The 13,425-nt window shown below is 39.3% G+C and carries 18 protein-coding genes; 2 read left to right on the top strand and 16 right to left on the bottom strand.

The window, feature by feature from the left end:
- Positions 1–36 precede the first annotated feature (36 nt).
- The 9 genes from CBM15_RS05030 to CBM15_RS04990 all read right to left on the bottom strand — a co-directional run bounded on the left by CBM15_RS05030 (position 37) and on the right by CBM15_RS04990 (position 5,965).
- Positions 37–774, bottom strand: coding sequence for a class I SAM-dependent DNA methyltransferase (locus CBM15_RS05030; RefSeq protein WP_087615983.1), 738 nt, complete (start codon positions 772–774; stop codon positions 37–39).
- Positions 767–1,120: a ribosome silencing factor gene (gene rsfS, locus CBM15_RS05025; protein WP_008407622.1), complete on the bottom strand. Its 354-nt coding sequence runs from the start codon at positions 1,118–1,120 to the stop codon at positions 767–769. The genes CBM15_RS05030 and rsfS overlap by 8 nt, the downstream gene beginning before the upstream one ends.
- 6 nt (positions 1,121–1,126) lie before the next feature.
- Positions 1,127–1,687: a bis(5'-nucleosyl)-tetraphosphatase (symmetrical) YqeK gene (yqeK, locus tag CBM15_RS05020; protein WP_087615982.1), complete on the bottom strand. Its 561-nt coding sequence runs from the start codon at positions 1,685–1,687 to the stop codon at positions 1,127–1,129.
- Positions 1,656–2,249, bottom strand: coding sequence for a nicotinate-nucleotide adenylyltransferase (locus CBM15_RS05015; protein WP_087615981.1), 594 nt, complete (start codon positions 2,247–2,249; stop codon positions 1,656–1,658). The genes yqeK and CBM15_RS05015 overlap by 32 nt, the downstream gene beginning before the upstream one ends.
- Before the next feature lie 11 nt (positions 2,250–2,260).
- Positions 2,261–2,566, bottom strand: coding sequence for a ribosome assembly RNA-binding protein YhbY (gene yhbY / locus CBM15_RS05010; RefSeq protein WP_008407625.1), 306 nt, complete (start codon positions 2,564–2,566; stop codon positions 2,261–2,263).
- Positions 2,553–3,395, bottom strand: coding sequence for a shikimate dehydrogenase (gene aroE, locus CBM15_RS05005; protein WP_087615980.1), 843 nt, complete (start codon positions 3,393–3,395; stop codon positions 2,553–2,555). The genes yhbY and aroE overlap by 14 nt, the downstream gene beginning before the upstream one ends.
- 77 nt (positions 3,396–3,472) lie before the next feature.
- Entirely contained in the window at positions 3,473–4,576 is a 1,104-nt protein-coding gene (yqeH, locus tag CBM15_RS05000; RefSeq protein ID WP_087615979.1) for a ribosome biogenesis GTPase YqeH, read from the bottom strand.
- A gap of 56 nt (positions 4,577–4,632) precedes the next feature.
- Positions 4,633–5,148, bottom strand: a complete 516-nt coding sequence (locus CBM15_RS04995; RefSeq protein ID WP_008407628.1) for a YqeG family HAD IIIA-type phosphatase — start codon at positions 5,146–5,148, stop codon at positions 4,633–4,635.
- A gap of 34 nt (positions 5,149–5,182) precedes the next feature.
- Complete coding sequence (locus tag CBM15_RS04990; protein WP_008407630.1) at positions 5,183–5,965, bottom strand: phosphatidylserine decarboxylase; 783 nt, start codon at positions 5,963–5,965, stop codon at positions 5,183–5,185.
- Between the two features lie 169 nt (positions 5,966–6,134).
- On the opposite strand from CBM15_RS04990, the gene pssA reads away from it, so the two are divergent.
- Positions 6,135–6,674: a CDP-diacylglycerol--serine O-phosphatidyltransferase gene (pssA, locus tag CBM15_RS04985; RefSeq protein WP_008407632.1), complete on the top strand. Its 540-nt coding sequence runs from the start codon at positions 6,135–6,137 to the stop codon at positions 6,672–6,674.
- A gap of 85 nt (positions 6,675–6,759) precedes the next feature.
- Positions 6,760–7,461, top strand: a complete 702-nt coding sequence (sigK, locus tag CBM15_RS04980; RefSeq protein WP_008407633.1) for an RNA polymerase sporulation sigma factor SigK — start codon at positions 6,760–6,762, stop codon at positions 7,459–7,461.
- Between the two features lie 107 nt (positions 7,462–7,568).
- Here sigK and mtnN read toward each other — a convergent pair whose 3' ends face one another.
- From mtnN to CBM15_RS04945, 7 genes are all read right to left on the bottom strand, one after another.
- Positions 7,569–8,261, bottom strand: a complete 693-nt coding sequence (mtnN, locus tag CBM15_RS04975; RefSeq protein WP_087615978.1) for a 5'-methylthioadenosine/S-adenosylhomocysteine nucleosidase — start codon at positions 8,259–8,261, stop codon at positions 7,569–7,571.
- A 37-nt stretch (positions 8,262–8,298) separates the two neighbouring features.
- Positions 8,299–8,979 (bottom strand): YrrS family protein, encoded by a 681-nt coding sequence (locus CBM15_RS04970; RefSeq protein ID WP_087615977.1) that lies wholly within the window; start codon positions 8,977–8,979, stop codon positions 8,299–8,301.
- 131 nt (positions 8,980–9,110) lie between these two features.
- On the bottom strand, positions 9,111–9,596 hold the full coding sequence (gene greA, locus CBM15_RS04965) for a transcription elongation factor GreA (RefSeq protein WP_079527954.1): 486 nt from the start codon (positions 9,594–9,596) through the stop codon (positions 9,111–9,113).
- A gap of 268 nt (positions 9,597–9,864) precedes the next feature.
- Positions 9,865–10,500, bottom strand: coding sequence for a uridine kinase (gene udk / locus CBM15_RS04960; RefSeq protein ID WP_008407640.1), 636 nt, complete (start codon positions 10,498–10,500; stop codon positions 9,865–9,867).
- Entirely contained in the window at positions 10,501–11,778 is a 1,278-nt protein-coding gene (locus tag CBM15_RS04955) for a peptidase U32 family protein (RefSeq protein WP_087615976.1), read from the bottom strand.
- 19 nt (positions 11,779–11,797) lie between these two features.
- Positions 11,798–12,730: a peptidase U32 family protein gene (locus CBM15_RS04950; RefSeq protein ID WP_087615975.1), complete on the bottom strand. Its 933-nt coding sequence runs from the start codon at positions 12,728–12,730 to the stop codon at positions 11,798–11,800.
- 5 nt (positions 12,731–12,735) lie between these two features.
- The gene (locus tag CBM15_RS04945) at positions 12,736–13,368 is read right to left on the bottom strand and encodes an O-methyltransferase (RefSeq protein ID WP_087615974.1); all 633 of its coding nucleotides are present in this window, start codon (positions 13,366–13,368) and stop codon (positions 12,736–12,738) included.
- Between the last annotated feature and the right edge of the window lie 57 nt (positions 13,369–13,425).

The raw sequence follows: 13,425 nt of genomic DNA, 5'->3' as shown, positions 1-13,425 counted from the left end.
CAATCAAAACTGCCGAAACTTACTTTTTCGGCTATTTTATTTAACCGCCCGAATAAAAATTCGTTCGCTTTCATCAGTCGGTTGTGCTGTCGTCCAGTCTGCCGTCACTTCAACATGAGAAAAACCGATTTCTTTCAGCCATTTCACATATTGCCCATATGCAAATGTGCGCTGATAATGTTCCTCGTCAAAACGTTCATACAGTCCGCTTTCTGTTAATACAAAAAACGTCATCTGATGATACACGGAATGCTGTTCTTCACCCGGTTCAGTATGCCAAACATAAGAAATTTCCCCGTCATCAAACGTAAAAGGACCATCCAGAAAAATATTGTCCATCTTAAATAATGAATGTACATCAAAGAATAGCTGTCCGCCTTCACGAAGACTGTCAAATATCCGCTTCAATGTTTCCATTACATTGTGATGCTCTTTTACATAGTTGATCGAGTCAATCGGAATAATGGCAACATCCAAGTCGCTGAAGCCTTCCAGCTCGTCCATTGACATAGCAAAAAGAGGCATTGTAACTTTCTCAGCATCCATACGGGCACTGGCAATAGATAGCATTTCTTCCGATAAATCAATCCCTGATACAGCGTAACCGGCTTTATGCAACATTAATGCAAGTGTTCCTGTACCACAGCCAATATCGAGCAGATTTTTATAGTTCTGTGCAGGTGCATATGTCTGAATCCATTCCACATATTCCGTGTACGGGATATCGGTCATCAATTCATCATAAACTTCTGCAAAACGCTCATAACTATTCATTGTCCATTTGTGGCGCGTCTAGTTGTGGTGCATCTCCCCATAGGCGCTCTAGGTTGTAATAGGCACGCTCATCTTTATGGAAAATATGTGCAACAACATCACCCATATCGACTAAAATCCAGCGTGCTGTGTCAAAGCCTTCAAGCTTACGTACTGTGTAACCCGCTTCTTCTGCTTTTTCTTTAATTTCACGTGCAATTGCCTGTACTTGGCGCTCTGAGCTACCTTCCGCAATGATGAAATAATCAGCTAAAAGTGAAATCCCCTGCATATTCAATGCAACGATATCCTCTCCTCGCTTGTCATCGATTGCTTTGTACGTAATATTTAATAACGTTTCATTCATGTATGTTTATTCCTCTCTTATTAAGCTGTTGTAGCATTCAATTGAAACAGGGTAAATTGCCTGCTGTGACGAAACTAAAAAACTGAGCGTATGGGTCACACATGCCCTGAATGCATCCTCTAAACTGATGTCTGCCAATGTTCTTAGTTCCTCTACACCGAGAAATTTACGATTTGGTTCAATCATATCTGCTACATAAATAATTTTCTCAAAAGTTGTCATATTCGCACGTCCGGTAGTATGGTAACGAATTGCATTTAAAATGGCTTCATCATTAATTTGGAATTCCGTCTCGACAATCCAGGCACCGACCGGACCATGCAATATTTCTGCATCCCAGTCAAGCAGGCGTGCATCCAACTGCTGCTCGGTTACAACTTGCTTCATCCAGGTAACATCCGCATATTTGGCGATATCATGGAAAATTGCCGCAATCTCTGCTTTTTTGGGATTTTCATCGTATTGCTGAGCTAAACGGATCGCTGTTTCCATTACACCAATCGTATGAATATACCGCTTTTCGGGCATTCGCTCTTTAATCGCTGCCAGCATCGTTTGACGTTCCATACAAACCTTCCTTTCGAATATACTGTTCAACTGCAGCAGGCAATAAAAACTGTAAAGGTACCTCTGTTTGCTGTAATCGATTTCGAATATATGTTGAAGAAAGGTCAATTTGCGGAGCTTCCACCATACACACATCGTAGGTTGATTTTGCTTCACTGCCAGGGCGCTTTACTCCAACAAATGTGACAAGTTCCATTAACTCATCGATACGGTGCCATGTATGCAAAGAATCGATCATGTCCCCGCCGATAATAAAATAAAACTGTGTTTGTGGTTCTCTTTCGCACAACGCTTTCATTGTATCGAATGTATAGGATACCCCTCCGCGCTCAAGTTCATATGTTTCCACATGAAAATATGGAATGTCCTCGATCGCCAGCTCAACCATCCGCAGACGCTGTGCATTTGTTGCCGAGCGGGACAAATCCTTATGAGGCGGTTTTGCATTCGGCATGAAGCGTACTTCCGACAAACCAAGCGCTGCATACACTTCATTAGCCATCATTAAATGTCCGATATGCGGTGGATTAAAGGTTCCGCCAAAAAGACCGACTTTCTTCATTACACTTCACCTTATTTCGTAGCTACTTTAGGTAATACGATTTTTTTATTGTTGCGTGATTCTTTATATAATACAACTGTCAAACCGATCAGTTGAACGAGCTCTGCACGAGTACCGGCAGCCAGTTCTTCCGCCACGACATTTTTGTCTTCTTCACAGTTGTCTAAAATGCGTACTTTAATAAGTTCGCGTGCTTCCAATACATCGCGTAATTGTGCAATCATTGCATCATTTACGCCACCTTTCCCAACTTGGAAAATTGGATCTAAGTGATGTGCCTCAGCACGTAAAAAACGTTTTTGTTTACCTGTTAACATAATTTCCTCCTAATTGCGCCGTTAAACGGGCAATCATTGCATTTGTATTTGGATAATGACCTAACCAGTGTTCGTAGGCTATCGCACCTTGATGCACGAACATGCCTAACCCATTGATAATTATCGCCCCTTTTTGCTCAGCCGCTTGCAAAAATGGCGTCATTAATGGATTATACACAATATCTGCAGCAATTGCGCCTGCCGGGAACTTTTCAAGCGAAAATGGTAATGCAAAGTCGCCTGTAGTCATACCTGCTGGTGTTGTTTGAATAAAAATTTCAAAATTAGCAAGGCTTTGTTCTGCTTCTTGCATTGAAACAGCTTTGCCGGCATGCATGTCGTCAATGATCCGCTGTGCATTTTCAACTGTTCGGTTGGCAATAGTTATATTTTTATAACCTGTAAGCTGTAGAGCAAATGCAATACCACGGGCTGCGCCACCTGCTCCGATTAGTAAAATCGGTGCGTCACGCTTCATTGTACCGATCGCCTGCTCAAGTGATCTTACAAAACCAGGACCGTCAGTATTATAGCCTTTTAATTTACCTTCTGCAGTGCGCACGACCGTGTTGACCGCACCCATTTTTTCGGCAAGGTCGTCGAGCTCATCCAGGAACGGAATGATCGTTTGTTTATGCGGAATCGTTACATTCCAGCCGCTTGTCCCTAACAGTTTGAATGATGCAACAGCTTGTTGTAGATGTTCTGGCTTCACGTGTATCGGAATATACGTTGCATCCACATTTCCCTCTTCATACCATGCATTATGCATTTCTGGAGATTTTGACTGTGCAATCGGATCCCCAATAACCGCAAACCACTTTTTCATCGACATTTCCCTCTTTCCTGCTACCATTCATTCACTACAAAGTAACACTTGCTCCTACTGATGAAGAGACCGTTCAGTTAAATTAGTGACGGGCGAATGAATACTTCTACGCCTTTTGGTGCGTGTGCTGCTACGACAACATTGGCATGCTGCACGGTAATCCAGCCTAGCCCTGAGATGACTACATCTGTTTTCGGTTCTTTAATCGAAAACTCGTGACGCACTAATGGCGGTAATTGATCGATATGTTTAGATGTTGGAGGTGCCAGTAACTCACCTTTGTGCTCTTCATATAATTGATCCGCACGTTCCAGCTTCGTACGGTGAATCGGTAAGTCATTTGCCACATGGACAGTAAATGCCGAACGCTCGCCTTGAATAAAATCAAAACGGGCAAGAGCACCGATAAATAGAGTTTGTCCAGCATTTTGCTGGTACACTTTTGGTTTAATTTCTTTTTTCGGCATAATATATTTTAATTCGCTTGAATCGATATGGTGTGCCATTTGGTGATGATTAATAATACCAGGTGTATCATATAAAGATGATCCGTCATCTAGCGGAATGCCAATCATATCAAGCGTAGTTCCCGGGAAATGAGAAGTTGTAATAATTTCTCCTTCACCTGTAGCTTGCTTAATAATTCGGTTGATAAACGTCGATTTTCCGACATTTGTACAACCTACAACATATACATCTTTGCCATTACGGTATTCTTCAATTGCTTCAACGACTTCCTGCATGCCTAATCCTTTATGTGCCGAAACAAGCTTCACATCAACAGGCTTTAAACCAAGTGCTTTCGCTTCACGTTTTAACCAGTTAATTACTTTCTTTTCTTTTACCGATTTAGGTAAAAGGTCTGCTTTATTTGCTACTAAAAGAACGGGATTATTTCCAACGAATCGGTGTAAACCTGGTAACCAGCTGCCATTAAAATCGAATATATCCACGATTTTTACGATTAGACCTTGCTGTTGTCCAAGGCCGTTTAAAATACGTAAAAAATCATCATCCGTTAAACTAACAGGTTGGATTTCATTATAGTTTTTTAAACGGAAACAACGTTGACAAATAATCATTTCCTTTTCCAGCGAGGATGCAGGTGCATACCCTAATCCATTTTTATCTTCAGTTTGAATCACTGTTCCACAGCCAATACATTGTGGCATTTCATTCATTCACTATTTCCTCCTAACTACTATTGCACATTCATGCAAAAAAACTCGGGTCGTTTTTAGTCTTCCCAAGGATACTTACCTTTCCGCTTTAAATCGTTGTATACACGACGTTCAACAAAGCGGTTAAATTTTGTAACGAGTCCATCAGAATCAGCAACAGGACGAACTAAAAACGTATAAAGTTTTTGACGTTTTGCGCCCATCACATCTGTTAAAAGCTGATCTCCCAGCATCGCAACTTCATGGCGACGTAGACGTAGCTGAACAAGGGCCGCATAATATGCTGCACCTAATGGTTTTTTGGCACGAAAAATAAACGGAATGCCATGCGGTTCTGCAAACTGGCGTACACGTGCTTCATGATTGTTTGAGGCAATTATAATTTTTATGCCTGCTTCACGCATCATTTCAAACCATTGTACAAGCTCTTCCGTTGCATCAGCACGATCCCATTCAACAAGCGTATTATCTAAATCTGTTATGATCCCTTTAATGCCTAAATCCTTTAATTTTTCAGGTGTAATTTCATATACACTGCGAATAAATTCATCTGGTAATAAAAAGTTATACAAAGCCGTAACCCCTAACTCAAAATTTATTTATTCATTATACCATAGTAGCAAAGGCTTCTCCCATTTTTATCTTCGCCCCATTTGTTACATTCTCTGTAAATTCAATTGTATTTTGTTCGAATAGCATTACAACAGTTGAGCCAAAAGCAAAATAGCCAACTTCTTCGCCTTTTTTCCACTGTGTTGATGTGTTCGTAAGTTCGATTGAATTCACAAATGTCGCTCCTACTTTAATGAATGCTGTATAATGATCTTTTTCATAGTTAATTTCGCTAATCATACGATAATTATGACTGATCGGTTTTTTCCCGTATTGTAAGCCCATCTGGTTAACAGGATAAGACTTTTGCCCAAGTATGTATTGTCGCGTAACAACACCATCAATCGGACTATGAATACGGTGATAATCTGCAGGACTCAAGTAAAAAACAATATATTTTCCATTATTATACCTCTTTGCCTGTGTTTCATTTCCCATTAGATCAATTAAAGAATACGGCTTATTTTTCACAGTAAACATTTCCTGATCTTCAATATTGCCGAAAGCTTCTATTTTCGCATCAACAGGACTCGCAAATATATCCGCGCGAACATCTACCGGACGCACTTCTTCTTTCAACTGACGAACAAAAAAATCATGCAGGCTCGTAAATTCTTTTGGAGATTTTGAAACTTCTTGTATGTTAATTCCGTATATTTGACTATAGCTACGAATAAAATTTTTACTTAAACGGGATTGAGCAATCTGTTGTAAAATTTTCGAAGAGATTTTACCATTTGATAGTTCTATCATATTCCGGTATAATTTTTCCTTCATTCTAGGTCCTCCGGTTTTAATTAAGTATTGGTAAAGTGAATACGGGATAAAAGTAAATTATATAATGACTGGCCATACAAAGATAGGTCTTAATATGAATTAACTATTACCTTTTTTTAATAGAACAAGTATAATAGAATATAGCCGATGTGCAAGGGAGTGTTTTCCAATGTTTCTACTTCAAAAAGTCGATTCAACATTTAAAAAAATAAAAGCAAATGCTGCTAACATTATTACAATTACAAATATGTCATTTGGTGGGGCTGCAATTATGGCTACATTGAATGAGTATCATAGCTATAGTGTATTATTAATTTTTATCGCTGCTTTTTTAGATCGGTATGATGGTAAAGTTGCCCGTAAATTTAATCAGGAGTCCGAATTGGGAAAACAGCTTGATTCAATGGCAGACATTATTTCCTTCGGTGTGGCACCTGCCCTTTTAATGTATGAAATGGCATTAATGAATGCAGGGTTTACAGGAATGATGATGCCCGTGTTATTCATTGCTGCCGGTGCGTTGCGTTTAGCTCGATTCAATGTAATGGATTCAACAGGCTATTTCGTAGGTCTGCCAATTACAGCCGCAGGTACGTTACTAACTATTTCATATTTCTTTACAAATACGTTATCTGAAACATTTTATTTTATTCTTTTTCCGGTATTAGCATTATTAATGGTAAGTACGTTTACATTGAAAAAAGTGTAAGAGCAAAATATCGCTCTTACACTTTTTTTCATTTCTGCGCAAAATTCATCATATACTGTCGAAAAGATGAAAGGATGTTAATTGCTTGAGCGGTTTTGTGACAGCATTGGTTCAACTTTGGCTTGAGCTTCCCGCATTATTAGGCTATTTAAAAGGGCAGACGTTTTATAAACCGTTATCACGCGAGGAAGAAGAGGAAGTCATCAATCGTTTTATAAAGGGGGATGAAAGCGCTCGTGTTGAATTAATTGAGCGAAACATGCGTTTAGTTGCACATGTCGTAAAAAAATTCCATCCTTCACACGATTTGCTTGATGATTATATTTCAATTGGCACGATTGGTCTTATGAAAGCCGTGAGCAGCTTCACACCAGAAAAAAAGACACGTCTCGCCACATATGCCGCCCGATGTATCGAAAATGAAATTCTGATGCATCTTCGTGCACAAAAAAAAGTGCAAAAGGATGTCTCGTTATTTGAGCCGATTGGTATCGATAAAGATGGGCAGTCTCTTCAAATCCGTGATTTACTGCAGCTTGACGAACCTTCAACAATCGAAAAAATTGAACGACAGGAAGATTTTGCCCAACTGTATCGCTATTTAGATACATTAGATCCGCGTGAGCTCGAAATTATTTCCTACCGCTATGGGCTCCAAAACTTCGACCCGCATACCCAAAAAGAAATTGCTAAAAGACTCAATATTTCACGCAGCTATGTTTCACGCATTGAAAAACGGGCACTTATTAAGCTTTACCAGCAGTTTAAGCATGGAGAGAAAGAATAAGCTAACTTTTACAAAGGAAGTTATTTTCCAACAAACATTAAATTAAAACATGATAAAAAAAATGCCCAATCTTTTTTGTGATTGGGCATTTATCATTTTAATCCAAATTATAATTTTGTAATAGCGTTTAATACGATTTCTGTTGAGTGTTTGGCTGCAACAGGTAAAAACTCATCAAATGACATGCTTGATTCTTGTCCTGCAATGTCTGATAGTGCACGAATGACAACAAACGGTGTATTGAATTGATGGCATACTTGCGCTACAGCCGCCGCTTCCATTTCCACGGCTTTCATTGTAGGGAAATCTTTTCGTACTGCTTCAACACGCTCAGGATTGCTCATAAATACATCGCCTGAACAAATTAGACCTACACTGTAATTATGCTCTCCCACTTCTTTTACTGCCTGTTTTGCGACTTCCATTAAATTTTCGTCCGATTTATATGCTGCCGGCATCCCAGCCATTTGACCGATTTCATAGCCAAAAGCTGTTACATCTACATCATGGTGACGTACTTCATCCGAAATGACAATATCCCCAACTTTTAATGCTGCATCAAAACCGCCTGCAGATCCTGTATTGATGACAACTTTCGGATTAAACTTTTCCAATAAGATTGTCGTAGACATTGCCGCATTCACTTTACCGATACCGCTTTTTAAAAGTACCACTTCCTTGCCTTCATATGTACCTGTTGTGTATTCACTGCTTGCGATTGTTTCAGTTTTCGTATTTTGTAGTGCGCCTCGTAATAATTCTACTTCCTGCTCCATTGCGCCGATTACTGCTATTGTCATTTATTCATTCCTCCAATTAAACTTGCTCATAAACGCGTTATTGTGAACCTTCCAGTGTTGATAAAACTTCCACTTGAATCGGTTTCCAGCCTTCATTGTCGACCCATTCAATACTTACACGGTATTTCTGTTCTTTATCCATCGATGTGACAACGGCAATTGCATTTTCCGCGCTACCGTTATTATTCACCCGCAGCACAATACTGTTTTCCTGCTGTAAATCGATGACACTAAATATTGCTTTAAGTTTTTCTTCGTAATCAATATGCCCTTTTTCATATGTCGACACATGTTCACCAGTTTGTGCCGTCGGATAGGCCGGCCAATTCGGATTTGTAATGACTTCTTTTACTGCCGGATCATTGGAAGGACTTACCATATTACCCGATTCAGAAGTCGGCTGTTCCGTTTCATCCGAAGAGTTTTCTTCCTCTTCCGCTTCTTCCGGGACATTTGTTTCTGTTTCATTATCTTCCGTCTCCTGCCCAGCATCATCTTCCGGAACATCTGTAGCTACTTCCGCCGGTGAATCTTGTTGTTCGGCTTCGTTTTTGGGGCTTGGCTCTTGCGTAATAATAAAAATTAATGTTGCCACAATTAATACAGCGACTACGGCGATTAAGTAATTTAATCTTTTATCCGCTTTCTGAAATTTCGTCTTTTTTGATTTTTGTTCAGCATACTGTTGTCGTGTTTGAAATCGTCTTTTTCGTTCCATTTCAATTCCTCCTATGCAAACCTATTTTAGCATTAGAACATCAAAGGTTGCACGGAAATTAAACACTGAAAAGTCTTCCAGTAATCAACAAGAGAAAAGCAGCTAGCAATTTATGCTAACTGCTCCAATAATTATTTTACTTCTAAAATAATAACTTCCATTTCTCCGCCTGGTGTTGTCAGTTTTACAACATCATCCACATGCTTGCCCATCAATGCTTTAGCAATTGGAGAATCATTTGAAATTTTACCTTCCATCGGATCGGCTTCAGCTGAACCAACAATTGTGTATGATTCTTCAAAGTTTGCACGTTTACCGTTGATCAGCTCATCAAATGTAACTGTTTTACCTAAAGAAATTGTATTTGATGAATCGTCCTCAGTAATAATAACAGCATTGCGCAGCATTTGTTCAATCAAAGAAATACGACCTTCCACAAATCCTTGCTCTTCTTTTGCTGAATCGTATTCAGAGTTCTCAGAAAGGTCACCGAAGCTGCGAGCTACTTTAATGCGCTCTACTACTTCCGGACGCTTTACTGTTTTTAATGTGTTTAATTCATCTTCTAATTTTTGTTTTCCATCAAGTGTCATTGGATATTGTTTTTCGTTTGACATTATTCCCACTCCTTAGTATTAACTTGAAAACGTTTACTTTTAGCGTTTTCTATTTCTATTTCTAAATAAATACGTATAAATTTAAATGTTATTTTCACGTATTTTGTTCATAAATAACAGAAAACCCGACTACTAGTTTACGGTATGTGTAAATGCCTTCTTTTAGAAGAAGTTTACACCGTAATACGGGCAGCCGAATTTTATGATTAATTATTTATGTTGTTCTATCAATTTAAAATGTAATTATTGTAAATACTACATCATCATATTACAAGTTCGATTCAGTTTCAAGAATTGTTTTTATTTTCGTTACCATTAAGTCAATTGCAACGTTATTTTCCCCACCTTCAGGGATGATTACATCTGCATATCGCTTAGTAGGTTCAATAAACATATTGTGCATTGGACGCACTGCAGTTAAATACTGTTCGATTACCGAATCAGCTGTGCGACCGCGTTCTTTAATATCGCGTTGAATGCGTCGGATAATACGTAAATCAGAGTCCGTATCCACAAATAATTTAATATCCATTAAATCGCGCAGACGCTCGTCCTCCAGCACTAAAATTCCTTCGACGATGATTACATCTTTTGGTTCCACATGAATGACTTCATCTGAACGTGTATGCTGTACATAATCATAGACCGGTTTTTCCACTGATTCATAGGCAAGTAAACGATGAATATGCTCAATCAGCAAATTATTGTCAAATGCCAGCGGATGATCATAGTTCGTTTCCAGACGCTGTTCAAACGTCATATGGCTTTGGTCTTTATAATAATAATCCTGTTCGATTACAACTACTGAATGTTCACGGAAAACATCATATATAGAACGTGTCACGCTAGTTTTACCTGAGCATGAACCACCGGCAATACCGATTACAACTGGACGGTTTGACATTTAATTATTCTCCTTTCGCATCATATCAAAATGTGATAATGAGCGATCAACTTTAAATTTAACGATTTGTAGCGGGTGGCGGGCAACATCTAGTTCATTGCCGTCTTTATCCCAAAGCTGGCCAACCGTCATTTTGAATGTATCCATATTAGGGCCGAAAAATTCAACCGTATCGCCTGTCTTGAAATAGTTACGTTGTTCCAATGTAACCATTTGAGTGCCGGCATCGTAATCCATTACAAAACCAGCAAAATCCCACTTCATTTTATGTGAATGGAAACCAAACATTTGTTGCTTATAGCTTGGCTCACCTTCAAAGAATGACGAAGCAGTTGCACGGTTTGCACAGCGCGCCAATTCTTCCAGCCATTCTTTTTCAAATGTAAAGTTTTCCGGGTCTGCACAGTATGCATCAATTACTTTACGATAAACAGAAATAACTGTAGCGATATAGTGAATCGATTTCATACGGCCTTCCACTTTTAATGAGTCAATACCTAACTCAATCATGTGAGGAATGGATTCGATTAATTTCAGGTCTTTCGGGCTCATTGCAAACGGTGCTTCGCCTTCGTTAAACAATGCCACTTCTTCACCGTCATTATTTTCATATAAATCATAATCCCAACGGCAAGACTGACAGCAGCCGCCACGGTTTGAGTCACGTGCCGTCATATGGTTTGAAAGCGTACAGCGCCCTGAATAAGCGATACACATTGCACCGTGCACGAAAGCTTCGATTTCAATGTCTACCTCTTCTTTCATTTTACGCATTTCTTCTCCGCCTACTTCACGTGCCAAAACAACACGCTCCAACCCTTCTTCTTTCCAGTACTTTACCGCTTTCCAGTTTGATAAAGACTGTTGTGTAGAAAGGTGGATTTCTAAAGAAGGTGCACATTTTTTACAAGTTTCAATAATTAACGGGTCTGCAACGATAATCCCTTTTACGCCTGCTCCCTCGATTGCTTGCAGATATTCTTCCAAACCGTCCATGTTTTCATTATGAGCGAAAATATTCGTTGTTACATATACAACGGCTCCGTATTTGTTTGCAAATTCAACGCCTTCCTTCATTTCTTCAATCGTGAAGTTCCCTGCGTTTGAACGTAAACCAAATTCCTGGCCACCGATAAATACAGCGTCGGCACCGTAGTGTACGGCTACTTTTAATTTTTCCAGGCTTCCTGCTGGTGCTAAAAGCTCTGGTTTTTTCGTAATTACTGTTTTCCCGTTAATTGTTTCACGGATTCTTTCATTTTGAATTAATTGTAGCATACTGCGTTCGTTCTCCTTTCTAGTAAACTGTTTCCTTGTAGATGAAGCCAGTATCCAGTGGACGTAACGCTGGCTGAATTGCTTCGATTTGCTCAAATAGTTCAGATTTAATGTCATCGTACGCATCTTCACCTTGCTCAAAATACGTATCAATCGCTTGACGGTAAAGTTTTGTAACTGTCACCGTATAATCAAATGTTTGAAGGACACCATCGATTTTAAATGAATCGATGCCCGCTTCAAATAATTCATTTAACTCCTCGATAATGCACATATCATTCGGTGAGAAAATATGTGTGCCATTCATATCCTCATAGATCGGATATTTATTTTTGCGCTCTTTATCGTGAAGGAACATATTTTTGTTTTCTTTTCGATTTTCAATTTCCATCGCTTCGTCACGGTAAAGGAAATAGTTTCCTAAAAGTGAGCGCTTAGATTGGAACATACAAGTCATACCATGTACTTGCACTTCGATTTCATGCTTTGTATTTTCTTTAATTTCGATAACTTCATCCACTGAAAGTTCACGTGCCAGTACAGCACGCTTACTTCCGCGTTCACCCCAATAGTTCACTTGGAAGAAGTTTGTTGCTGTCGTTTCCGGATTCCAATGTAACGGAATGGTTACGTTGTTTTCACGCACAGCGATAATTACGGCTGGGTCTCCGAATAATAATGCATCTACCCCAATACGCTGCATCTCCACTAAATATTCATCCAACGCATCTAAACGATCGTTGTGGAATAAAGCATTGACTGCTACATAAACCTTCTTACCTGCAGCGTGAATCAGCTTTGTTGCTTCTTCCACCTGTGTTACCGTAAAGTCTCCAGCCAAACGTAAGCCAAATTTTTGTTCACCGATCACAAAAGCATCTGCACCTGCCTCAATTAGTGCTGTAATATGCTCAATGGATTGTGGTGTTACTAATAATTCTGGTTTTTTCACACTAATCACCTCTTCAAACAAATTAACAAACCATCACCGACAGGGAAAAAGGCACTCGAATAATCCGGATGTGCCATAATCCAGTCTGAAAATGTTTTTAAGTTGCGAATCATCGTTCTTTTTCTTCTAGGTACTTCTTTTATATCTAAATCCGATAGTCCGTGCATATACATATTATCGATGTATAAAACGCCACCCGATGGAACAAGTGATGCATATTTTTCGAAAAACTTCATGTATTGCCCTTTTGCCGCATCAATAAAAACAGCATCAAAAGTAGTAGGAAGTGTTTCCATGTCTACCTCTAACGCATCGCCCTCAATTACTTGTATGCGGTTTGCCACCTCTGACCTTGCAATGAATTCCTTGGCATACTGAACCCGCGATACATCGCGTTCTATCGTCACAATATGACAATTTGGCAGCGCTTGCGCCATTCGTATAGCAGAATAACCAATTGCCGTACCAATTTCCAAAATCGATTTCGGATTTTGAATGCGTAAAATTTGATTTAGTGACTCAATCCCGGCAAGCTGCATAATCGGGACATGATTCTGTTCTGCGAAGCGTTCCATTTCCATAAGTAATTCATCACGTTCAGGAATGAAGGAAGCAATATAAGCGTCTGATAATTCCATTCGTCATTCTCCCTTTACCTGGTTGTTTGCGCTCATCTTTCATTCACAAGAAAAAAG

It is taken from the genome of Solibacillus kalamii (genome assembly GCF_002174535.1).
Taxonomy (GTDB): domain Bacteria; phylum Bacillota; class Bacilli; order Bacillales_A; family Planococcaceae; genus Solibacillus; species Solibacillus silvestris.
Note: the sequence above shows the minus strand (reverse complement) of the source record. Positions and strands in the feature narration are given on the sequence as shown.